This window comes from Xenorhabdus thailandensis (assembly GCF_037996785.1).
Classification (GTDB): Bacteria; Pseudomonadota; Gammaproteobacteria; order Enterobacterales; family Enterobacteriaceae; genus Xenorhabdus; species Xenorhabdus griffiniae.
Window position 1 is genome coordinate 372,501 of the sequence record NZ_JBBMXF010000012.1, and the last position, 24,106, is coordinate 396,606.

A 24,106-nucleotide genomic window follows, 5' to 3' on the forward strand; every position below is an offset into this window, starting at 1 on the left:
GAACAAGCTGAAAATTTGAAACCGCCAATGTTATGGAATGATAACATTGGTGAAACTCTCAACACTCCGACCGGAAGACTTCTTCGGGTTGTGAGGTTAAGCGACTAAGCGTACACGGTGGATGCCTAGGCAGTCAGAGGCGATGAAGGACGTGCTAATCTGCGAAAAGCGCCGGTGAGCTGATATGAAGCGCTATCAGCCGGCGATGTCCGAATGGGGAAACCCGGTGCAATCCGTTGCACCATCATTAACTGAATCCATAGGTTAATGAGGCGAACTGGGGGAACTGAAACATCTCAGTACCCCGAGGAAAAGAAATCAACCGAGATTCCCCCAGTAGCGGCGAGCGAACGGGGAGGAGCCCAGAACCAGCATCAGTGTGTGTGTCAGTGGAAGCGCCTGGAAAGGCGCACAGTAAAGGGTGATAGTCCCGTACACGAAGAGACACAGGCTGTGAGTTCGATGAGTAGGGCGGGACACGTGTTATCCTGTCTGAATATGGGGGGACCATCCTCCAAGGCTAAATACTCCTGACTGACCGATAGTGAACCAGTACCGTGAGGGAAAGGCGAAAAGAACCCCGGCGAGGGGAGTGAAAAAGAACCTGAAACCGTGTACGTACAAGCAGTGGGAGCCTTGATTTATCAGGGTGACTGCGTACCTTTTGTATAATGGGTCAGCGACTTATATTCTGTAGCAAGGTTAACCGTATAGGGGAGCCGCAGGGAAACCGAGTCTTAACTGGGCGTTAAGTTGCAGGGTATAGACCCGAAACCCGGTGATCTAGCCATGGGCAGGTTGAAGGTTGGGTAACACTAACTGGAGGACCGAACCGACTAATGTTGAAAAATTAGCGGATGACTTGTGGCTGGGGGTGAAAGGCCAATCAAACCGGGAGATAGCTGGTTCTCCCCGAAAGCTATTTAGGTAGCGCCTCGTGAACTCATCTTCGGGGGTAGAGCACTGTTTCGGCTAGGGGGTCATCCCGACTTACCAACCCGATGCAAACTGCGAATACCGAAGAATGTTATCACGGGAGACACACGGCGGGTGCTAACGTCCGTCGTGAAGAGAGGGAAACAACCCAGACCGCCAGCTAAGGTCCCCAAGTCATGGTTAAGTGGGAAACGAAGTGGGAAGGCTCAGACAGCCAGGATGTTGGCTTAGAAGCAGCCATCATTTAAAGAAAGCGTAATAGCTCACTGGTCGAGTCGGCCTGCGCGGAAGATGTAACGGGGCTAAACCATGCACCGAAGCTGCGGCAGCGACACGTTAGTGTCGTTGGGTAGGGGAGCGTTCTGTAAGCCGTTGAAGGTCCACTGTGAGGTGGGCTGGAGGTATCAGAAGTGCGAATGCTGACATAAGTAACGATAAAGCGGGTGAAAAACCCGCTCGCCGGAAGACCAAGGGTTCCTGTCCAACGTTAATCGGGGCAGGGTGAGTCGACCCCTAAGGCGAGGCTGAAAAGCGTAGTCGATGGGAAACAGGTTAATATTCCTGTACGGGCCCGAATTGCGATGGGGGGACGGAGAAGGCTAGGCAAGCCGGGCGACGGTCGTCCCGGTTTAAGTGTGTAGGTGGGCTAACTTGGCAAATCCGGTTAGCCACAACACTGAGGCACGATGACGAGGCACCACGGTGCTGAAGTTGCTGATGCCCCGCTTCCAGGAAAAGCCCCTAAGCTCCAGATTCGGGTCCATCGTACCCCAAACCGACACAGGTGGTCAGGTAGAGAATACTCAGGCGCTTGAGAGAACTCGGGTGAAGGAACTAGGCAAAATGGTGCCGTAACTTCGGGAGAAGGCACGCTGGCGTTAGGTGAAGGAACCTGCTTCCGGAGCCGAGGCCAGTCGCAGATACCAGCTGGCTGCAACTGTTTAATAAAAACACAGCACTGTGCAAACACGAAAGTGGACGTATACGGTGTGACGCCTGCCCGGTGCTGGAAGGTTAATTGATGGGGTTATCGCCTCGGCGAGAAGCTCTTGATCGAAGCCCCAGTAAACGGCGGCCGTAACTATAACGGTCCTAAGGTAGCGAAATTCCTTGTCGGGTAAGTTCCGACCTGCACGAATGGCGTAATGATGGCCAGGCTGTCTCCACCCGAGACTCAGTGAAATTGAACTCGCTGTGAAGATGCAGTGTACCCGCGGCAAGACGGAAAGACCCCGTGAACCTTTACTATAGCTTGACACTGAACATGGAGCCTTGATGTGTAGGATAGGTGGGAGGCTTGGAAGTGTGGACGCCAGTCTGCATGGAGCCATCCTTGAAATACCACCCTTGAATGTTTGATGTTCTAACGCCGGCCCGTTATCCGGGTTGCGGACAGTGTCTGGTGGGTAGTTTGACTGGGGCGGTCTCCTCCCAAAGTGTAACGGAGGAGCACGAAGGTTAGCTAATCACGGTCGGACATCGTGAGGTTAGTGCAAAGGCATAAGCTAGCTTGACTGCGAGCGTGACGGCGCGAGCAGGTACGAAAGTAGGTCTTAGTGATCCGGTGGTTCTGAATGGAAGGGCCATCGCTCAACGGATAAAAGGTACTCCGGGGATAACAGGCTGATACCGCCCAAGAGTTCATATCGACGGCGGTGTTTGGCACCTCGATGTCGGCTCATCACATCCTGGGGCTGAAGTAGGTCCCAAGGGTATGGCTGTTCGCCATTTAAAGTGGTACGCGAGCTGGGTTTAGAACGTCGTGAGACAGTTCGGTCCCTATCTGCCGTGGGCGTTGGAAGATTGCAAGGGGCTGCTCCTAGTACGAGAGGACCGGAGTGGACGCACCACTGGTGTTCGGGTTGTCATGCCAATGGCACTGCCCGGTAGCTAAGTGCGGAAGAGATAACCGCTGAAAGCATCTAAGCGGGAAACTTGCCTTAAGATGAGTCTTCCCTTACCCCTAGAGGGTACTGAAGGAACGTTCGAGACGAGGACGTGGATAGGCCGGGTGTGTAAGCGTTGCGAGACGTTGAGCTAACCGGTACTAATGAACCGTGCGGCTTAACCTGACAACACCGAAGGGGTTTTCGGGAGTGGAAAGAGAGAGAAGGGTTTCAGCGTAGAAAAGCAGCTTGTTCGGGATTGAAAACAGGATTTGTCTGGCGGCAATAGCGCGGTGGTCCCACCTGACCCCATGCCGAACTCAGCAGTGAAACGCCGTAGCGCCGATGGTAGTGTGGGGTCTCCCCATGTGAGAGTAGGGCACTGCCAGACATTAATTAAGCCAGAGAAGCCATCCGTCACCGGATGGCTTTTTTGCGTTTAGGTGTCTTAGAAATAGAAGATTAAAAAATTACTTCACCGATTGATATAAACTATAACCTGCTATCGCTCCAGTTATATCATAAACAATATCATGCCAACTCCAGCCTGTTCCTGATGGGCGGCTATCATAAAGTTCTTTTGCTGCACCAATACTAACGGATAACAATACACCAAATTGTGCACTTTCACGATGACCCCAATGCTGACGATCACCATAAGCATTACCCGCAGCAGCGACAATTGCAGAAAATAAGAAATGTTGCGCTTTATCTTTTCCTGTCCAGTTGTCATTTGCCTGACGAATATTGGAACAAGAAGTATTCAATAGGATAGGAGAGATTATTAATATATTTCGTATCAGAGTGATGATGTTTTTTCTCATCGTAATTTACGCCATGATTTATTTTTTTAAATCATAGCTGTTTGATAAATAAGGTACAAAAATCCCCTCTGCCAATAGCGAGAGGGGATTCAAAAAAACGATAATTATTTATCTATTTTACAATATCCTGCTGATTAATCGGTCTACCCGAATACGGCGTAAGCGTCGTATTAGTTTGCGTACTTTAACAGGATAGAACTGGATACTTTCCAGTTCCTGATAATTGTGGATAATTTTTGTATGGGTACGGATGCAATCCAACTCCATTGTGCGTTGCTCTTGCATCTCTTGGTGGGGATCATGAATAAGAATAGCATTTTCCAGATCCAATCCCCATGCGCGAGGATTCAGGTTATTACCCGTAATTAATTGCCATTTATTATCAACCCAGATCCCTTTTAAGTGATAAGTATTATCTTGATCTTTCCATAATCGGATAGTTAATTGCTGGCTATCGATAAACTTTTGCAGCCGACTGGTGAATCGACGCAAGTTAATTTCATACAGATAAGGCAATGCACCAATGATCTTAAATGGTTCTTCGGGTGGAATATAAAAATCGTTCGCTGTTTTATCTCCGATGATGATCTCAACTTGCTTTCCTTGGCGGAGTAGGCGAGATATTGCACGCACTAATACTGCTGGTAAATTGAAATATGGTGTACAAATAATCAACTTGTTTTCAGTGCAAGACATGAGATGACAAATTGTTTTATTTAGCAGATTTTTTTTGCCCAATCCCACAAGGGGAGTTACCGCCAATTCTTCATTGGATGCTTGATTTTCAATGTGATACTCGCTATTCCTCAATGAAGCACGAAATTGACGGATCAAATTTTTAATTTCAAGGTTACGAGGGCGATTGTGGCAGGCTAAATTTTTTACGGCTCCAGCGCTAATAATACTCTCGTCAATAAATTGCTTCATGATCGAGGCAAGTTTTGCATTATGCAGCAAATGATAACGATCGTAACGGTATTTTTCATGGCGATGCAGATAGACATCATTAATACTTGCTCCACTGTAAATAACCGTATCATCAAAGATAAAGCCTTTCAGATGCAAAACCCCCAGTGCTTCACGTGTATTCACTGGAACACCCAAGATAGAAATATTGACATCAGGGTAGCTTTCAGCCATGGAGCAATACCAATCTGCATTTGTTGCCGCAGCTTCTGCACCAATACGGCCTCGTTGAGCACGATGCCAATCAACCAGGATTTTTATGTCTAACTCAGGGCGTTTCTGTTTAGCGGCATATAATGCAGTCAAAATATCTTGCCCTGCATCATCGTTTTCTAAATATAACGCGGCGATATAAATATGCTTTTGGGCCTTTGCGATACGTTCCAATAAGGTGCTGCGAAACACTTTAGATTCATAAAGTGTCGCAATATCAGCAACTGATTGTGGTAGCTTAGGCAGTTGTGCAAGGTGTTGTTGGTGTTTTGCTTGTTTAAATTTGGACAACATCACAGTGCGTTTTTCTCTTAGTCTAGATGGCGTGAATACCATCATAAGGTGTATGAATCAAAATGATCTGGCGATGATACCATTAGTTTGGTCCATTGTGAGTATGAATTAACTCTCTTGAGCTGATTGCTTCAAGACTGTGCGATCTATCACGGAGTCAGCATTTTTTAGTGTTCATCACGAGCTGTATGTTGAATTTATTTTTACTTAGAGTTTCAACATGAGATTAACAATGCCCTCTTCTAACTGTATATCAATGGTAAATCCAAGTTTTTTCGCAAGTTGGATCATGTTACGGTTTTCAGGCATGGTAATAGCTGTTAGTGCTTGAATACCATGTTCTCTTGTATAGTTAATCAGTTTAGTCATAAGTTGATAACCTAACGTAATCCCCTTCAGATCTGATCGGACTAATATCGCAAATTCAGCCTCGATATTATCGGGATCAGCCATGGCACGAGCGACACCAATAATTTCAGGTGTTGTTGCTGGATGGCGGATTGCTACGAATGCCATTTCTCGGTCGTAGTCAATTTGAGTCATGTTTGCAAGATCATCATGAGTAAACTCGTTAATTTCACTGAAATAGCGATAATAAAGATCTTCCTTTGTTACCTGGCCGATAAATGCTTTCAGCAAAGGTTCATCTTCCGGCAGGATTGGCCGTAGCAAACATTCAACATCATCTTTGATATAGATAGTCTCTTCCAGTTCATTAGGATAAGGCCGGATAGCCAGTCTTTTGCGGGGATCGCCTGTTACTGGCATTAACTCCATTGTCACATCCAATAGCGTGAACTCATTACCTGATGCAAGCAGTGGATGGATATTCATACGAGTAATTTGCGGGCAATCGATCAGAAGATTCGATACCCTGACCAATAACTGGCTGAGAGCAAGAATATCCAGCTGCAAAAATGAACCACCAGATTTTATTTTGCCACTCTTAATTGCTTGAATAACCAGATAGCGGGCTAGTGCCATATTAAGGGGAGGAAGAGCGACAGCCGCTTGTGTTTCATGCATCCAATCGATATCTCCCTCACCTAGCATGATTAAGGGACCAAATATCTCATCTTGCTCAATAGCAATTCTCAGCTCTTGTGTGCCAGCCCGATTAGCCATGCTTTGTACTAATAATCCATGGATCCTGGCTTGCGGGAAGTTTTGTTTAACACGTTCAATAATCGCTTGTGTTGCGGCTTTAACTTCATCAGCATTGCGTAAATAAAGCATCACTCCCTGAACTTCTGATTTATGTGGGATATCAGGGGAGCGGAGTTTTAATGCTACGGGATAGCCAATTTTTTCTGCAATATTGACCGCATCATCACTGGTATGAGCGATCCAAGTTGGTAAAGTATTTAAACCGTAAGCATCAAGAATAGGTTGTACTTCATGGGTATCCAGTCGAACATTCCCGTTATCAAGTGCCTTTTGTATACACTCATGGGCTCGAGCCGTATTCGATGTGATGCCAATGGGTAAAGATGGTGTTTCTTTTAGCTGTTTTTGGTTTCGCTGATATTCCACCATATGCATAAAGGCGGTAATGGCACCTTCTGGTGTCCGATAAGTTGGAATACCCGCCTCACTGAACAGCCGTCGGGCTTCCAATGAAGAGTATTCTCCGCACCAATTAGTGAAAATAGTGAGCCATTTCCCACGAGGATGTTCTTTAATGGTTTGTATAACCTGAACTGCTGTAGTTTGGCTGTGGGATATGGCACTGGGAGAGTGGATTAACAGTAAGGCATCATAATCATGACTATCCAAAAGTAACCTGAGTGCAGAAACATATCGTTCGGTAGAGGAATCATCACCGATATCTAATGGATTACGTAAAAGCAACGTGTCTGGAAGTGTGCCAGACAACCCATTGATCGTTTCCTCACCTAATATAGCGAGTTTGCCGGTTCTCCTGAATAGTTCATCCAGTGCCATTGCCGCTGGTGCTGCTCCATTACTGACGATCAATAAACGTTCTCCACGCAATGGCCGCATAAAACTCAATGTTTCCACTGCGGAGAACATTTCGTGTGTATCTTGTACACGCAGTAATCCGGCTCGTTGAATTGCTGCGTCATAAGCCGCATCAAAATTTTGTTGTTCTCCCAGTAACTTCTGGACTTGCCGGGTACGACTGCTTTTTACGACCAGAATTGGTTTATTGCGTGAAGCGCTTCGGGAAGCAGAAAGAAAACGGCGGGCATCGCTGATATGTTCGAGATGCAACAAAATGGCACTGGTTTTACTGTCTCTTGCTAAAAAGTCGAGCAGGTCATCAATATCAATATCAACACTGTCGCCCAAGGCAATAAAATACGAAAAACCAATATTACGATGATTGGCCCAGTCCAGAATTGTGTTGGATATTGCTGCTGATTGTGAAATAAAGGCGAGTTTACCTTTAAGGATAGGGATCGGGGAAAAACTGGCATTTAGCCCACTCCAGGGGGCTAAGATACCAAGGCTATTTGGCCCCAGAATTCTAAGATGATGTTTTTGGCTGCACAGTTTCAATTCAGTAAATTGTGATGGCGGAGAGGATAAAATAATGACAGTTTTGCATCCGTGTTGGGCCAGCTGCTCTAGTAAAGACAAATTACGACTGTGATGAGTACAGATCACAGCCAGGTCAGGCGTTAATGGTAATTTATCGATAGCAGGATAGGCTAACACACCCAGAACGGCAGATTTGTGTGGTGTTACGGGGAGAATAGGTCCTGTAAACCCACCCATTAACAAATTTCTCATCAACACTGAACTGGCTTTTTCTGGTTTTTCAGAAGCACCAATAACGGCGATAGATTTAGGGCGTAATAATGCTTCAAGTCCGCGCTGGCTCATTTCTGGGGTTCCTTATCAGCTATCACATCGATAAACAATAAACAATGACCATGAATAACCTTAGCCACCATCAGTGACTTTAGCGCGGATTGTCAAGCATTACTGTGAGTTATACCTACAGATGATTGGATTTTCCGGCCAGATATTGTTCACGAAAGTGATTGAAATGATTCAATAATGATTGTGACGCTTTAATATCCCCGGCTAATTCTAATGCCGCAGCCGCAACTTCGGCGGTACAATGTTGTTCTGTTCTGGAGGGTACCCGAAGTAAATAGTCCATCTTGGCAATATTATTAATAGACAATAGGGGAATATCATCCAAATATGGGCTTTTGCAAAACATTTTTCTTGCTTCAGGCCAAGTACCATCCAATATAATGAACAGCGGTGGTTTTTGGTTGGCGGGGATCTGCTGATACACCGTACGAGTAGGCGTAGCATAACTGTCTGGGAAGATCAGATAAGGTTGTCGGGTTGGATCACGCACGATTTCGAGCAGTTGTTGATCAGGCTCGGTTCTAGACCAGAGAAAAGCGCATGTATCAGGCAGAATATCTGCAATCAACTTTCCCGTATTACTGGGTTTCATCGGCTCCGTATCGAACATGATGAGACAGAAGCGGCTTTCCGCATTTGCAGGTGAAATCATTTCACATAGACATTTATTTTGGGGTAATAAACAATGCAGGCAACGTTGCACTCGGCACCCCCTTGCCAGAAAAGGGCGGGTAGATCGGGCAAGGCGGTGTTGGCGAAGCTGATAAACGGCGTTGTTATTTCTCATTTAAGAACTCAAACATGTTCGTGGATAAAACCAGTAAAAAAATTAGCGGATATTTTAATGGATTGTCGTTACCGGAGGTAGCTTCGGACGCGTACATCGGGTAATCTTCGCGCCATAACGCAGTTGGAGAAATAAATGAACGATTCCTATAGTGGTAAGAACGGCAAAGTCAAAGTAATGTATGTCCGCAATAATGAGGACAATAACGATAACCGTAAAGGCGGCGATCGTCGTAAAAACAGTGATAGCCGTAAGAGTGATAACCGGCCGTTTGGTAAAGGGCGCGATCAGGGTGACCGCCGTCGTGGCAATGAACGCCCAGTGCGCTCAGGTGATCGTTCTCCGTGGAGAACAATCTCCCGTCCAGAGGATGAATCTCTTAGCCCAGAGCACCAGGGCATTAGCGGCAAAAGCAACATTGATCCTGAACAGCTTCGTCGTCAGCGTTTGGAAGAAACTCGCATCTATGGGGAAAATGCTTGTCAGGCAATGTTCCAGCACCGTCCTGATGCAATTGTTCGGGCCTGGTTTGTTCAATCGGTCACGCCGCGTTTCCGCGATGCCTTGAAATGGATGGCGGCAAATCGCAAAGCTTACCATGTCGTTGACGACGAAGAGCTATCCAAGGCATCAGGTACAGAGCACCACGGTGGTGTCTGTTTCCTGATTAAGAAACGTAATGGTTTGGATGTGGAAACCTATTTGCAGCAGGCGCCCGCAAAAGATTGTGTCTTGGCATTGGAAAATGTAGGTAATCCACATAATCTTGGCGCAATTATGCGTAGTTGTGCGCATTTTGGCGTACAGGGGGTCATTTTGCAGGATACGGCGCTGTTGGAATCAGGTGCCGCTGTTCGTACAGCAGAAGGCGGCGCTGAGCACATCAAAGGCATTGATGCGGATGGGTTCACGACTACGCTAAATCAATTCCGTAACCAAGGCTACACAATTGTGACGACATCAAGTCATAAAGGCAGCACAACATTGGCACAAGCAACATTGCCAGAAAAAATGGTTTTGGTATTGGGTCAGGAAAGTGACGGATTAAGTGACAGCATTTGGGAAGATGGTGACATTCGCCTTTCTATTGGTGGAACGGGACGGGTAGAAAGTCTGAATGTTTCTGTTGCAACAGGTATTATGCTGGCGGAATGGTGGCGTCAGAATAAGGTTTAATTTATACCTATCACTATCACAAGCTGCCATGTAGTCAAAGAATTGTGATTTGGAAATAGATAGTTTAATTTTCATTGTTAATAAGACCCTGTCTACTTAGCCAGGGTCTTATTTTATTCCCTTTATTTATTAATTTAATTTTATTATTTCAATTAGAAATTAAATAAAAACATTTGTTATTATTTCAAATATAATTATTAGATTAAGTTTTTATTTCTCTAAATTCGTTACTTTTTATGGTTGTTAATAACAATCATTTTCATTATCATTTAATAAGAAAGAGTATATCCTTAGTGAGCTAGAATAAATGCCCCATTTATTAGATGGTTATATCCAGAGATTCCAATGATATATCAACTTCTCAACTAATGCTTATATAGAAACAAGTGGAAACTATCAATCACAACATTTATATCAGATGGATACATTCCGCAAATTTGAACTGTTTAAGTATGATTAGAGTGTAGCTGAATTATCTGTAAATGGATGAGCGTGAGAAGAGTTTAAATTTAGGGTTGATAATAGGTGTTAGGAGAATAGGTAATGATAAATAAAAATAATCAAGACCCCATTGAGTTGGCTTCTGAAATAACGATTGAAGATATCACTAACCTATTTGATGGGGCATTTAGCCATTTCAATTCATCAGTAAAAATCAATTCAGACAATATTCCATTGGGAAGTATGGAGTTTTATCAATGGTCGAGTGATGAAAAATTCCCATTATTGATAAAAAATTACCAAGATTCATATTATAGTGATAATGAATTAAAACCAAATCAGAAAGGGCTTTATTCTTTATGGGCACAATGGTATTTTGGCTTAATTGTCCCACCAATGATGTTAATGTTATTGGAATATCCCCAGGCTGTTGATACGGATTATAAGCTTTTTCAGATTGAATTTCATGAAACAGGCAGGCCAAATGTTGTTTATTACCAGTTAACGTGGTTGGACGAATCAATATCTTTATTGGAGCGTTATCATTCTATGTTGGATCGGCATATTATTCCTGTATGTGAGAAAATTGCATCCTATCGTGGAATAAATGGTCGTTTATTATGGAATAATATTGGCTATGTTATGTATTGGTACCTAAATAATTTCAGGGAAAAAATAGACGCGGATGGATGCTGATACATTAATACAAAATCTTTTCTTTACACAAACGTTACCTGATGGCAGGGATAATCCACTTTATCGTACAGTGATTATGAAAAATAATGTCATACAACGCCGTTGTTGCTGCCAAAGAAATAAATTACCCGGAGTCGGAAATTGTCACGACTGTCCTCTTGAACCTACAGCGCAATCCTTTTAATCGTAATTGATACTTTATGATGAGAGAGAGGATTGTGGCGTGTAGCATTTTTCTTAACGGGAGCAAATACTCCCGCTAAGGTCACTCTATTAAATCGATTTAATGTAATAAGATTAATGCGCTCCTCCGTGGTCTTTACCTCCGGCAGAGAAAGGTGGTTTTGCCAGCCAGATCAATAACGTCAAGACAAGGAATATGCCTGCTGAAAGCCAAAAGATCTCATTGGCAGAGATAATTAACCCTTGATGAGTGATCTGTTTTGCAAGGTAAGCTGATATTTGTTCATCATTCATGCCCAATTGAGCTAATTGCTGATGTATTTGCTGATAATTAGGGTTATATGGATTGATGTATTCCGTAAGGTTCGAGTGGTGCATTGATTCACGTTGTGTCCACATTGTGGTTGTGAGGGATGTCCCGATTGAACCCGATAATATACGGGTAAAGTTCGATAAGCTGGAGGCTGAGGCCATTCGTTCTGGTGCTAGCCCTGATAATGTAATGGTTGTCAATGGCATAAAGAAACATGCCATGGCAAGTCCTTGAACAAACTGAGGCCATGCAGTCGCAGCGAAATCCATGTCTGGTTCAAAGGTATATGCCCGCCAATAGAAGCAAATAGCATAAGTGATGAAACTAAATATCACGATATAGCGCATGTCTATTTTATGGCCAAACTTGCCAATGACGGGTGACAATAACAGTGGCAGTAATCCTATCGGTGCGGCCGCAAAGCCCGCCCAGGTTGCGGTATAGCCGTAAACTTCTTGCAATAGTTGTGGCAGTAAAACAATTGAACCGAAGTACATCATAAAGCCGAGACTAATACTTAATGTACCGATGGAAAAATTGCGCAACTTGAACAGGGATAGATCGATTATCGGATGATCATCAGTGAGTTCCCATATGATCAGGAAAATCAGCGCGACAATGGCAGTAATCGTAAGAATAATAATCTCGGTGGAATTAAACCAATCAAGTTCTTTACCTTGGTCAAGCATAATTTGCAGGCTGCCAATACCAATCACCAGCAAAGAAAGACCAACAATGTCTATGGGGCGGATTTCTGTTTGTGTTTCCCGGCCACGCAATAGCTGGGTAATAACAAAGATAATTGCGATACCAAGGGGAATATTAATGTAAAAGATCCATCCCCAATGGTAGTTATCACTGATATAGCCACCAAGGATAGGTCCACAAATGGGGGCAACCACAATCATTATCGACCACAGTGCCAACGCCATATTGCGTTTCGCCACTGGATAATTATTTAGTAATAAACTTTGACAAAGGGGAAGTACGGGGCCTGCGGCCAATCCTTGCATAACACGGAAGAAAATTAACATACCGAGGCTATTGGAAAGGCCACACAGCCAAGATGAAAGAGTAAAAATTGCGGTAGACCAGAGGAACAATTTCACCTCACCGAAACGCTTTGCTAACCAACCGGTAATAGGAATGGAAATTGCGTTTGCGACACCGAAAGAGGTAATCACCCATGTTCCCTGTGAGCTTGACGCACCTAGATTACCCGCGATCGTCGGTATGGCGACGTTGGCAATAGTAGAGTCGAGAACAAGCATGAAAGTTGCCATTGAAAGAGTAATGGTCAAAAGGGCGAGTTTCGCGCCTGTAAGCGGTTCTCTTGTTACCATGACTCCCCCTTAAATTTGATTTCCTGAATTACTATTAATAATGTCAGTAACTATTTTGTTTGCAGGAGTCATATCTATCGTCAATGCATTGGTTTGATAGGCCGGAAGGGTACGTTCTGTGGTTGCCAGTACAGTTCCATCAGTGTTTGCGGTGTTCACGGTGACTTTTGTTGATAACCCAATTCGTAAGGGATGTTGTTTTAATTGTTCAGGATCAAGTTCAATACGAACCGGTAAGCGTTGTACAACCTTAATCCAATTTCCACTGGCATTTTGTGCGGGCAATAGAGAAAAGGCGCTACCGGTTCCCATATCAATGCCTGCAACCTTGCCGGTATAGACAACATCGTCACCATAAAAATCGCTGACGATTGTAGCTGGCTGTCCAATCCGCATGTTTGCCAGTTGGGTTTCTTTGAAATTGGCCTCAATCCACATATTGTTGGCAGGCACTATCGCCATCAATGGTGTTCCTGAGTTGATACGGGAACCTACCTGAACGCTACGACGAGCGACATAACCATCAACAGGGCTGACAATATTGATCCTCTGCAAAGTGAGCCAAGCATCACGAACACCGGAGGCTGCTTTTTCAATCGATGGCTGTCTTTCCAGTGGAGTATCCAGAATAATGGCTTGGTTGCTCTGATATTGAGCTATCGCGGCATCCAGATCAGCTTGGGCAGTAGAGACAGTTTCACGCATATGTTGTAATTCTTCTTTACCGATCAAATCCTGAGTGCCCAATATTTCCCTTCGATTGAGATCATTTTGCGCTTTTCTGAGAGCAATTTTTTTCAGTTCAGTGATAGCTTGATATCTTTTACTGTCGATCATGTGTTGATGAGTGATTCGAACAGAATTAGCTAATTCATTTTTGGCTCTTTCCAAAGCCAATTCAGCGTCACGGGGATCGAGTTGGACAAAGAGGCTGACCACTTTTCACAAAATCAGTATTGTCAATATTGACAGTCACGACGCTGCCCGCAATTTGTGACATAACTTGTATTTGATTACCTGTTACATAGGCATTATCAGTTTCTTGGTGGTGACGTAAAGTGAGAAACCAGTAAACGCTATAGCCAGCTCCAAGCAGGAGTAAAAATAACGTCAATAACGTAATGATATGGCGGCGTTTCTGTTTTTAGGATTATTTTTTGTTCTTACCTTTGCAGGTGATTGCATTTCGTTTGAGGATAGCGTTTCTTCGCTAGACGGAAGTGGTGTTTTCTCACTAGTACTCATGGAGAGTCTCCGTATTTGTTCTTAACTTATTATCAATTGTGTGGCCGCAACAGGACGCAATACGTCTCCAGTAGTGTGCATTTACACTACTGGAAGGGACGAACGATATGGATTTAAGTATTATCTGAAGATAATAATCGGCCATACGAAGTATCTGATGATACAGACTAGTGGAAAATTTTTTTTAGATCATGTTGCTATAATGTGTTCTCTTAGTGCAAAACCATCCAGAAGAAAGGCAATCAGTTACTTAAACAATCCCCAATATTATCTAATTGCCCTAAGATTTTTCTCATCAATTTTTCTAACTGTTTTTTCTCCTCAGAATCCAGGATAGACCAAAGTTTGATCAGGCATTCATGCTGTGGTGGAAGTAAACTATTCAAGAAATTTGAACCTTTATCTGTGAGATGGAGATGGAGACAACGACGATCGTTATGACTCTCCTTTCTTTCAATCCAGCCTTGCTTTTCTAATTCATCCGCAATTCGGGTTGCATTTGTACGGGAAGAACCCAATGCAGCACTAAGTTCTGATGGCTGAATGCTACGACTTTCTTTGGTATCCAGAATCATCAGAGCCATAAACAAGGTTTCATTGATTCCTTGTGCTTTCAGCATGTTGTTGCGATTTTCCAGAAGCTTGCTATGGACATGCATGGATAAGCGAGTTAGTAAGATCTCTTGATAGGGTAAACTTTTTTGCTGTGCTACACGGCAATTAAGTAACTCTTCTGTGGGAGTGAATGAACTTTCCATTGTTTAGATACCTTATTAGTTTCAACCGGTAAAGTAACTTTTGTTAAAAACCATACAAATACTATATTAAAAGTTAAATTTAGCAATTATAGTTATTTATTATCATCATATTTCTTTTAATATTGATACCTAATTCATAAATAACTTGAATACTATTCCAAAAACTATGGCACCAGACAGTGTTGAAATAATGATGCTTCGAGTTTTGTAGAAAAACAGGCAGATGGTTAGGCAGCCAATTAGGGTCGGAAAAAATTTGTTGTGCTCCTTCATAACGTCAGGAATGCTTGAGACGATAAGAAGTGAGCAAATTGATGCAATACCAATGCTGTCGAGTATGATCCCCATTTTTCCTTTCTTTTCTGTCGGTGCACGATTGACACCCAGACGCAGAGGCAAATAGCGGAATAAAAAGTTGGCAGCGCCTACAATAAGTCCTATAAGAAGTATTTTATTATCAATCATATAACCATCTGAGTATGTAATATATTAATTAAGTAAGGTACTAATTATGTATTTTTAGTTTGCAAAAGTGCTGCTAAACATCCACTCATAATCCCCGCGAGAATGGCTATAGGGATTGAAAAAAATATGATTCCTATTAATGCGCCTGATAAAGCAGCGGTAACACAGTAGGTATTTTGTCTTTTGAAAGAGGCTAACAAAAAACTTAAGAATAGGGCTGGAAGCATAAATATCATGGCTGCTTCAACAGCTGGATAAGAACTCAAGTAACCATTACCCAATATGGCCCCAGCTACAGTACCCAACACCCAAGAGAGCCAGGAACATATGGCAATGGCAATCATCCAGTTTTCACTCCAACTTCGCTGGTCTTTAATCAATTTGGCTGTTGCTGCGGCAAAAACTTCATCAGTCAGACCAAAAGCCCAAATTACGGTTTTCTTTCCCGATAGTTTTTGTTTGATGCGATAACGTAAAGCAGGTCCATATAAAATATGGCGGATGTCCATTGCCATTACGGTTAGCGCAGAAAACCACAATGACATTCCTGCGCTCAGTAAAGCCGTGATAACAAACTGACTGGCGCCAGCATAAATGACGCATGAGAAAAATATCGCTTCGATGGGAGTAAATCCCAGCTTAGTGGCGCTTAAGCCAAATGCAAAAGAGACGGGAAGATAACCAATGGCGATTGGGAAACTATCCCAAATACCTTTTTTAAAGGAAGAAGCCTTGTTTGGTAGAGAATTTTCGGTAGATATTGGTATATCAGGCGCAGGTTTATCAGTTATTGGCATTGGAGTATTTTATTTTTTTGTTAACAGATAAAACAACATTAACAAAATATGATGAAAGTGAAAATATAAAATATATAAATTATTTAAATTATGTCATTAAGAACTAATGAGTTAATGGTGTTAGAAAAGTGTTTACTGGTTAGCCGTGAGTTTTTGTTAATGTCTTCACGGCTACCAGATGCAGAATAAAGGAAAGGGTAATTTATGCTTTGTGAGCGGCTTTTCTGGCTGCTTTTAGCCAGCCATTTACCGTTTTCTGATGTATTTTGAGCCAATCTTCAGCTTGGCGTTCAATATCAGCTTCTGAAATTTTAGCATTATGCATGAGCTGATTTTGGGCGCTGATATCCGCAATAGGTAAGGTCATAACAGCAAAAAGTTTCGCAGCAGCAGGGTTCTTTTCTGCCCACACTTTGTTGGCCACAATATGCATGGTACTGGGAGGGAAGCCATAGTTACGGCCGTTAGGCAACTGCGTATTGATGGTTTCTCCCTCACCAATAGCAGAGAAGGGAACTTGAAGCCAAACGACATCTTTTCCAGGTTTCAATACATCACTCACCCAATAAGGTGTCCAGGTATAATAGAGGATAGGCTTACCTGCCCGATAGCGGGCAAGCGTATCAGCCATCATAGCTGCATAATTGCCTTGGTTTTGTTCCACGGTATTTTTCAATCCATAAGCAGTTAAGTGATGATTGATCGCTCTTTCACACCCCCACCCAGGGTTACAACCTGTTAAATCTGCTTTTCCATCTCCATTACTATCAAACAATTTGGCAAGTCTAGGATCTTTTAATTGAGCGATATTGGTGATGTGATATTTTTCTGCGGTTTTTTTATCAATAAGATACCCTTGAGCCGCATTGACAACATAACTTCCCTTGCGATAAAAGACGTTATCTCCTCCGGCAGCTTTGTATGGGGCATCATGGAGTGGTACCCAATTGACGGCCATAAAGGTGGCATCACCAGAAGCAATGGAAGTGTAAGCGACGTTATAATCAACTTCTTTGATCGGTTTGACGTCATAGCCGAGTTTTTCTAATGCCTTGCAGACAATCAAAGTCTGAAATGTTTCCTCAGTAATTGTACTTTGTAGCGGTTGTACACTGATGCCTTTGCCGGGAAGGTCAGTTGCAGAGGCTACTGAGGATAATGAGAAGTTCATGAATACCATAAGGAGCGCTGCAAAAATTATCCCCTTATTCATGATTTCTTTGCATAAGGTGATTATGCGCATGGTTGTTTCCTCCTTTTGTTGCCAGGTCAGATATTATTTTGGGCGGATTGAGAGAAAAATCAGGCGAAGTAATCCTATTGGCCCGGAGTGATACCAGTGCCCTCCTTGGGTTCGATGACTTTTTCCCAAGGATTGAGTCAGGCGATCAAGGATAATAGCAAGAATGACAATGCCTGTACCGCCAACGGCGGCTAATCCTATATCAAGGCGGCCAATACCGCGCAATACCATCAGCCCCAAGCCACCAACGGCAATCATGGAAGCGATGACGACCATGGAAAGGGCTAACATCAACGTCTGATTTACTCCTGCCATAATTGTAGGCATCGCCAACGGCAATTGAACTTTGAACAGCATCTGCCGTGGGCTAGCGCCGAATGATCTGGCGGCTTCAATTAAATCTGATGGAACTTGTTTTATTCCCAAAATTGTCAGGCGAATAATAGGTGGTAAAGCAAAAATGATGGTGACGATAACGCCAGGGACATTACCTATGCCAAACAGCATGACGATAGGAACGAGATAAACGAAAGCTGGCGTGGTTTGCATAGCATCCAGTAAGGGACGAACAATTTTGGCTAGCCGTTCATGACGAGCCAGCCCGATCCCAAGAGGAAGCCCAATGATAAGGCAGAAAAATAGGGCAGTTAGCACCAGAGCCATGGTTATCATCGCTTGTGACCATGCCCCAATTGCACCGATCATAATCAGTGAAATTAAAGTGCTCACGCCTATTCCTGCACCGGCAATTTGCCAGGCCAGTAACGCAAAAAATAAGATGGTGATGGGAGGGGGCACTGTCGTCAGGAACTGTTCAAAACCACTGAGGACAAAATCTACCGGGACACGGATGACTTGAAAAACAGGCCGGAAGTGTACGACAACCCAATCGATGATATCGGTCACCCATGAGTCAAACGGAATGAGTTTATGCTGAAAAGGTGACATGAAATTAAAGTGTTCTGGAAGAGTATTGGTTGCAGGAGTATTCAGCCAATCGTGGTTTGATGAAGGAGCAGCAGTGCCACTATCTATCCAGGGATCACTATTATTGATGGGTTCAGTGACTGTCTGTGGAGAGTTATTGTCCATTGGGTGCCTCCTTATCTAAGGCCTGTAGCAATATTCCTTTGGAAATGACACCTAAATAACGGCTATTGTTATCTATGACAGGAACGGCACAAGGAGATTGCGCAACAGTGGATATCAATTCATTCAGCGGAATATCTGCTGAAACGGCGGTTGGTTTTTCCAAGATGGCATGTTCAATGGATTTTTTTTCTGCCAATGCTTGTTGCAGGGAATTGACAGATACCACGCCAATAAACTTCTGGCCTTTTTCAATTAAATAACCATAGTTTCTGTCTTCATTATCCAGCACTTTCAATGCAGAGCGGGGACCAAAGCCTACTGCGGTATGAAGCAATGTCTCTGGCCGACGGCGGGCAATGTCTTTGGCTGAGAAAACATGTCCAACATCCACACCGCGGAAGAAAGTTTTGACATAATCATTAGCGGGGCTATTCATAATCTCATCAGGTGTGCCGACTTGAACGACAATGCCGTCCTGCATGATGGCAATGCGATCACCGATACGCATTGCTTCATCCAAATCGTGGGAAATAAAAACAACGGTACGTTGATGTTCCCCTTGCAGGCGCAGTAATTCATCTTGCATTTCAGCGCGGATGAGAGGATCGAGGGCTGAGAATGCTTCATCCATTAACAGAATATCGGGATTGTTAGCCAAAGCCCTCGCTAACCCAACACGTTGCTGCATCCCACCGGAAAGTTCATTGGGATATGATAGCGCGTAGTTTTCGAGATTGACTTGTTGCAACGTTTCAAGTGCTTTTTGATGACGCTCTTCTTTGGGAACGCCGGCAAGTTCCATACCAAATGCCGTATTTTCCAGAATATTCAAATGTGGCATAAGTGCAAACGACTGGAAGACCATGCTGATCTTGCTACGGCGAACGTCTCGTAGCTGAGTTTCTGTGATGGTGGAAATATCTTCGTTGTCGATAAGTACATGACCTTTGGTCGGCTCTATCAGACGATTGAGAAGACGTACTAGTGTGGATTTACCTGAACCAGATAATCCCATGATCACAAATATTTCGCCTTCTTCAATGGCCAGATTGACATCTTGAACACCGACGGTAAGACCTGTTTTTTCAAGTATTTGTTCTTTACTGAGACCGGTTGCTAATAACTTAAATGCTGGCTCAGGATTATTACCAAATATTTTATAGAGATTCTTAACTTCAAGTTTAACAGTCATGGAATAATATTTTCCTGTTGTTGATGATATATTGTGTTCAATTACTCCGGTGTTATTTTACCAACATATACCCTAACATATTAAAATACACTGACAACCCTTTATTTAACATTGTTAATAAAAAGTTATGCTTTCCATAGCATAATATTGGGAGGAAGGCGAATTTTTTGAGTGTTAATTTAGTAAAGCTCAACTGTGTAAATAAATTTTTTGTAGAAAAATCATTATCATTAATGAATTTATTTTTTGTTTCTGGCGTGTTTTATTGGTTTTACAATCTTTTGGTTTTTTATGCTTTCTTTTGATGTGTATAATAATGCACATTCTAATTATAGGAAAAATCATGAAAAAGTGATGGGTTTAAATTATTGTCATAATATGGTTATGTGATTGGTGAGTGTAATTCTATAGTATATAAATAGTGGTATAACAAGGATATACATCATTTTTATTTGTCGTTTTTTAATTGATTAACCGTATGGTGTTAAATTGAAATACAGTATTAAATATTTATTTTATTCATTCTCTCTTTTTGGGTTTTTATATTAAACAGCGTATTAATAAATATAGAATTTAATATCTAATAATTGGTGAAATAACGAATTATTAGATATTATGCCGGGTTCATCATTTTACCACTCTAAGGAAATAAAATAGTCATTGCTAAGAAAAATAATAACAAGATTTAGTGCCTAGGGAGTTGATCTTCATATAGTTTGTAAGTGAACGTTGTTAATGCCTGTATATAACTGTCTTTTTCACTCCATTGAGTTGATTGACAACAGTGTAGTGTATCTCTATTTAGGGGAATTAGCGCTCGATCATCGTTTTCTGACTTAGTATAAGCCAATGATATACCACAGTGTTTGCCATAAATAATAACACTTCTAGTAAAATTTCTGGGTGCTATATTATTTAATAATAATAAAAACTAACATATGTATATTATATTGAGATAATTTAATTATGAAATTTATACTATATATAGTGCCTTATTAAAATATCTTATCCATATGTAGTGTTTTAATCTTTTTTAAAGAGGTAACATTAAAAATAAAGTATTATAACTTATTGGCAGAGCCATAATTTTAATTGTCAGAGGGCGCGATGGTTTCTTTATCAAATTGTCAGATGTGTAACCGAATTCATCATTGCAAATTGATGAATGAGAGATCTAGGCTAGTACAGAAATTTTTAATAATAAATTAAATGGAGGTAGTTTATGTATCATCATTACCTGAATACTCCAGATGGATTTCCCAAGCCTTATGTACATATCACTGCGGACGATGAAGGAGTAACCAGTATCTATTTCGTCAACGAAAAGAAAGAATTAGAATCGAAGAGTGTGATAACCAAGCAGTGCGTGAAAGAGCTGCAGGAATATTTTAAAGGGAAACGGCTAACATTTACCGTCCCTTTAAGTATGCAGGGAACTGAATTCCAAAAACGTGTTTGGCAGAAACTGTGTAAAATTCCTTATGGCGAAATGTGGAGTTATAAACAGTTGGCACTAACGTTGGGATCGGTAAATTATTGCCGTGCGGTCGGTATGGCGAATTCACGCAACCCTATTTCTTTGATTGTGCCTTGTCATCGGGTGATTGGACATGATGGTAAATTGGTTGGCTACACCGGTGGGCTGGATATCAAAAGGTGGTTACTCGATCATGAAAAGAATAGAAAGGTAAAAAGTAAACAGAATTAAAATAAAACGCTAATTTATTTGTGAAATCACCATTGGCGTATAAAATCAATCAATGTAATTAAACAAAAAGTGTGTTTTTTTACATTCGGTTATATGTTTCGTGATCTATGTTGCAGACAGTGGACTATATTATTTGCTGTACTGTACGTGACACAGAGTTCGTGTCTTTTTTATTAAAGGTAAGTTTTAATGTCAAAAATTAAAGGTAACGTTAAGTGGTTCAATGAATCCAAAGGATTTGGTTTCATCACTCCAGAAGATGGTAGTAAAGATGTTTTTGTACACTTTTCCGCCATTCAGTCTAGCGGATTCAAGACTCTGGCCGAAGGCCAAAAAGTAGAGTTTGAAATTACTGAGGGTGCGAAAGGTCCATCTGCTGCAAACGTTGTCGCAATCTAATTTCGAATCCCATATTCTGAAAACCCGTTTTGATAACGGGTTTTTTTATTTTATTAGCTTTTAGACTAATCGTCTTTCAAGATACGTCTTATATCTCCTGCTACGCGGGGAAATATAGACAAGCAAAGCTGCAACTTGAAGTTGGATTAGTATAGATAGTTACAGTTTGTTCATCATGGCAAAAGCCAATATTGTCATCAACAATGAGCCGATTATATTTACCAAAATACTAAACAGTGCCCAACCTATTTTTCCGACCTGCAATAAGTGAACGACTTCAGCGGAAAAGGTGGAAAAGGTCGTTAGCCCACCGCAAAACCCTGTCGTTAGCATCATCTTCCAAACCGGATCGAGATGTGTGGCTTTATTAAAATAGGCCAAACCCAATCCAATGATAAAGGCACCAAGACAATTTGCCGTCAGCGTACCAACGGCAATAGGGGAAGCAGGTGTATTTAGGCGAAGGCTGATGAACCAGCGTAGTACACTACCCATGCCACCACCAATAAATACAGCAAATATAATATTCATCATGATGGTGGCAACAGATTATTTGATTTCTACGCCCTTGGCCTGCAAGTCAGCATGGTATGAAGAGCGAACAAACGGACCACAGGCAGCATGGGTAAAGCCCATTTCTAACGCGGCTTCTTTCATTTCATCGAATTCAGCGGGACTGACATAACGCTGTACTGGCAGGTGATGGCGGCTTGGCTGTAAATATTGCCCCAAAGTCAGCATAGTAACACCGTGTCTACGCAAATCACGCATGACCTCTAAAATTTCTTCATTGGTTTCGCCTAATCCCACCATTAAGCCTGATTTAGTTGGAATACCAGGGTGTGCTTCTTTGAATTTTTCCAGTAGTTTCAACGACCAGTCATAGTTAGCACCAGGACGAACTTGACGATAAACCCGTGGTACGTTTTCCAAATTGTGGTTGAACACGTCAGGGGGAGTTGCAGTCAGTATTTCCAGAGCACGATCCATACGCCCGCGGAAATCTGGTACTAACGTTTCAATCTTAATTGATGGGCTTTTTTCACGAATAGCCGTGATACAGTCAGCAAAATGTTGTGCACCACCATCACGCAGATCGTCACGGTCAACCGATGTAATAACGACATAACGCAGCCCCATGTCCTGGATAGTCTGCGCGAGCTTGATAGGTTCATTTGCATCAGGTGCATTTGGGCGACCATGGGCGACGTCACAGAATGGACAGCGACGAGTACAGATGGCGCCAAGGATCATAAAAGTGGCGGTTCCGTGGTTAAAACACTCAGCAAGGTTAGGGCAGGAGGCTTCTTCACAGACAGAATGCAACCCATTTTTGCGCATTGCCGCTTTGATACCCTGAATGCGGCTGGAATCCGCAGGAAGTTTGATTTTCATCCACTCAGGTTTACGCAAAAGTGCTTCACGTTCTGTGGCAATTGTTTTCACAGGGATCAAAGCCATCTTGTCTGCGTCGCGGTATTTGACACCTCGTTCCATCTGAATTGGTTTACTCATAATCGTGCTTCTTCCAGTTATATTCTTCAGATTTTGACTTACTGCCTGATGGTTATGAGAAAAATATCGAGGCCAATAAATCCATTCAAATTTTTTTGAAAAATGTTAAAAAATTATATCATCTTTCATCGATGAGTTGGAATCCCAAGAGCTGACAGAATTTTTCCACCAGAATGGGTTGTACATCTTCAATGGTCACTCCGGTGACGAAGTCACTGAGTTGGACCATTTGCATTCCTGCATAACCACAAGGGTTTATGCGTAAAAATGGTTGTAAGTCCATTGCAATATTCAGTGCCAGACCGTGGAAAGAGCATCCTTTTCGGATACGCAACCCAAGGGAACATATTTTGTTACCTGCGACATAAACTCCGGGAGCATCTGGGCGGGCATATGATTCCACGCCAAAATGAGTCAGCGTTTCGATGACGGTATTTTCGATCGAAGTGACCAATTGACGCACCCCAATTTTTGACCGTTTTAAGTCAATCAAAACATACATGACCTGCTGTCCGGGACCATGATAAGTAATCTGTCCTCCCCTGTCTGACTGAACGACAGGGATATCACCAGGTGCAAGTATATGTTCAGTTTTGCCGGCTTGGCCTTGCGTAAATACTTTTTCATGTTGGACAAGCCAGATTTCATCAAGTGTTTCCGCTGTACGTTGCTCGGTGAACTGGTGCATAGCATCAGAAACCGGTTCGTAAGGCTGAATACCTAACTGGCGTAAAATAATGGTGTTATGTTGCAATGGAAATTTCATCATTCATTAACAAAAAGT

The 24,106-nt window shown here is 42.5% G+C and carries 17 protein-coding genes, 2 rRNA genes and 2 pseudogenes; 6 read left to right on the forward strand and 15 right to left on the reverse strand.

What is annotated here, in order from left to right; genetic code table 11:
- Positions 1–94: 94 nt before the first annotated feature.
- Together AAC853_RS12000 and rrf are read left to right on the forward strand one after the other, a co-directional pair.
- Positions 95–3,008, forward strand: a 23S ribosomal RNA gene (locus tag AAC853_RS12000).
- Between the two features lie 89 nt (positions 3,009–3,097).
- A 5S ribosomal RNA gene (rrf, locus tag AAC853_RS12005) occupies positions 3,098–3,213 on the forward strand.
- Between the two features lie 79 nt (positions 3,214–3,292).
- Here the strand turns inward: rrf and AAC853_RS12010 are convergent.
- From AAC853_RS12010 to AAC853_RS12025, 4 genes are all read right to left on the reverse strand, one after another.
- Positions 3,293–3,646 carry a YfiM family lipoprotein gene (locus AAC853_RS12010; RefSeq protein ID WP_340614695.1) on the reverse strand — a complete coding sequence of 118 codons (354 nt, stop codon included), beginning with the start codon at positions 3,644–3,646 and terminating at the stop codon, positions 3,293–3,295.
- Positions 3,647–3,763: 117 nt separating this feature from the next.
- On the reverse strand, positions 3,764–5,122 hold the full coding sequence (pssA, locus tag AAC853_RS12015; RefSeq protein ID WP_340614696.1) for a CDP-diacylglycerol--serine O-phosphatidyltransferase: 1,359 nt from the start codon (positions 5,120–5,122) through the stop codon (positions 3,764–3,766).
- Between the two features lie 204 nt (positions 5,123–5,326).
- The gene (locus AAC853_RS12020; protein ID WP_340614697.1) at positions 5,327–7,969 is read right to left on the reverse strand and encodes a bifunctional acetate--CoA ligase family protein/GNAT family N-acetyltransferase; all 2,643 of its coding nucleotides are present in this window, start codon (positions 7,967–7,969) and stop codon (positions 5,327–5,329) included.
- A 115-nt stretch (positions 7,970–8,084) separates the two neighbouring features.
- Positions 8,085–8,756, reverse strand: coding sequence for a tRNA-uridine aminocarboxypropyltransferase (locus AAC853_RS12025; protein ID WP_340614698.1), 672 nt, complete (start codon positions 8,754–8,756; stop codon positions 8,085–8,087).
- A 135-nt stretch (positions 8,757–8,891) separates the two neighbouring features.
- On the opposite strand from AAC853_RS12025, the gene AAC853_RS12030 reads away from it, so the two are divergent.
- Together AAC853_RS12030 and fhuF are read left to right on the forward strand one after the other, a co-directional pair.
- Positions 8,892–9,932 carry a tRNA/rRNA methyltransferase gene (locus tag AAC853_RS12030; protein WP_189761111.1) on the forward strand — a complete coding sequence of 347 codons (1,041 nt, stop codon included), beginning with the start codon at positions 8,892–8,894 and terminating at the stop codon, positions 9,930–9,932.
- 543 nt (positions 9,933–10,475) lie between these two features.
- Positions 10,476–11,253: pseudogene (fhuF, locus tag AAC853_RS12035) on the forward strand (siderophore-iron reductase FhuF).
- A gap of 113 nt (positions 11,254–11,366) precedes the next feature.
- Here the strand turns inward: fhuF and emrB are convergent.
- The 8 genes and pseudogenes from emrB to proV all read right to left on the reverse strand — a co-directional run bounded on the left by emrB (position 11,367) and on the right by proV (position 19,700).
- Positions 11,367–12,908 carry a multidrug efflux MFS transporter permease subunit EmrB gene (gene emrB, locus AAC853_RS12040; protein WP_338882958.1) on the reverse strand — a complete coding sequence of 514 codons (1,542 nt, stop codon included), beginning with the start codon at positions 12,906–12,908 and terminating at the stop codon, positions 11,367–11,369.
- A 9-nt stretch (positions 12,909–12,917) separates the two neighbouring features.
- Positions 12,918–14,052, reverse strand: a pseudogene (emrA, locus tag AAC853_RS12045) (multidrug efflux MFS transporter periplasmic adaptor subunit EmrA); the annotation flags it as partial.
- Between the two features lie 343 nt (positions 14,053–14,395).
- Positions 14,396–14,911: a transcriptional repressor MprA gene (gene mprA / locus AAC853_RS12050; RefSeq protein WP_340614700.1), complete on the reverse strand. Its 516-nt coding sequence runs from the start codon at positions 14,909–14,911 to the stop codon at positions 14,396–14,398.
- Between the two features lie 129 nt (positions 14,912–15,040).
- A complete protein-coding gene (ygaH, locus tag AAC853_RS12055) occupies positions 15,041–15,376 on the reverse strand; it encodes an L-valine transporter subunit YgaH (RefSeq protein ID WP_338882956.1) in 336 nt (111 codons plus the stop codon).
- A gap of 44 nt (positions 15,377–15,420) precedes the next feature.
- Positions 15,421–16,173, reverse strand: coding sequence for an AzlC family ABC transporter permease (locus tag AAC853_RS12060; protein WP_340614701.1), 753 nt, complete (start codon positions 16,171–16,173; stop codon positions 15,421–15,423).
- Between the two features lie 202 nt (positions 16,174–16,375).
- Positions 16,376–17,353: a glycine betaine/L-proline ABC transporter substrate-binding protein ProX gene (gene proX / locus AAC853_RS12065; RefSeq protein ID WP_338885600.1), complete on the reverse strand. Its 978-nt coding sequence runs from the start codon at positions 17,351–17,353 to the stop codon at positions 16,376–16,378.
- Positions 17,354–17,449: 96 nt separating this feature from the next.
- A complete protein-coding gene (proW, locus tag AAC853_RS12070) occupies positions 17,450–18,508 on the reverse strand; it encodes a glycine betaine/L-proline ABC transporter permease ProW (protein ID WP_340614702.1) in 1,059 nt (352 codons plus the stop codon).
- A complete protein-coding gene (gene proV / locus AAC853_RS12075; protein WP_340614704.1) occupies positions 18,498–19,700 on the reverse strand; it encodes a glycine betaine/L-proline ABC transporter ATP-binding protein ProV in 1,203 nt (400 codons plus the stop codon). The genes proW and proV overlap by 11 nt, the downstream gene beginning before the upstream one ends.
- Positions 19,701–20,922: 1,222 nt before the next feature.
- On the opposite strand from proV, the gene AAC853_RS12080 reads away from it, so the two are divergent.
- Positions 20,923–21,408, forward strand: coding sequence for a methylated-DNA--[protein]-cysteine S-methyltransferase (locus tag AAC853_RS12080; RefSeq protein ID WP_338882953.1), 486 nt, complete (start codon positions 20,923–20,925; stop codon positions 21,406–21,408).
- A gap of 189 nt (positions 21,409–21,597) precedes the next feature.
- Positions 21,598–21,807: a transcription antiterminator/RNA stability regulator CspE gene (cspE, locus tag AAC853_RS12085; RefSeq protein WP_047769142.1), complete on the forward strand. Its 210-nt coding sequence runs from the start codon at positions 21,598–21,600 to the stop codon at positions 21,805–21,807.
- Positions 21,808–21,966: 159 nt separating this feature from the next.
- Here the strand turns inward: cspE and crcB are convergent, their stop codons facing one another.
- From crcB to lipB, 3 genes are all read right to left on the reverse strand, one after another.
- Positions 21,967–22,341, reverse strand: coding sequence for a fluoride efflux transporter CrcB (crcB, locus tag AAC853_RS12090; protein ID WP_340614705.1), 375 nt, complete (start codon positions 22,339–22,341; stop codon positions 21,967–21,969).
- Positions 22,342–22,356: 15 nt separating this feature from the next.
- Positions 22,357–23,322 carry a lipoyl synthase gene (gene lipA / locus AAC853_RS12095; protein WP_340614706.1) on the reverse strand — a complete coding sequence of 322 codons (966 nt, stop codon included), beginning with the start codon at positions 23,320–23,322 and terminating at the stop codon, positions 22,357–22,359.
- A 118-nt stretch (positions 23,323–23,440) separates the two neighbouring features.
- On the reverse strand, positions 23,441–24,088 hold the full coding sequence (lipB, locus tag AAC853_RS12100) for a lipoyl(octanoyl) transferase LipB (protein WP_338885598.1): 648 nt from the start codon (positions 24,086–24,088) through the stop codon (positions 23,441–23,443).
- Positions 24,089–24,106 lie beyond the last annotated feature (18 nt).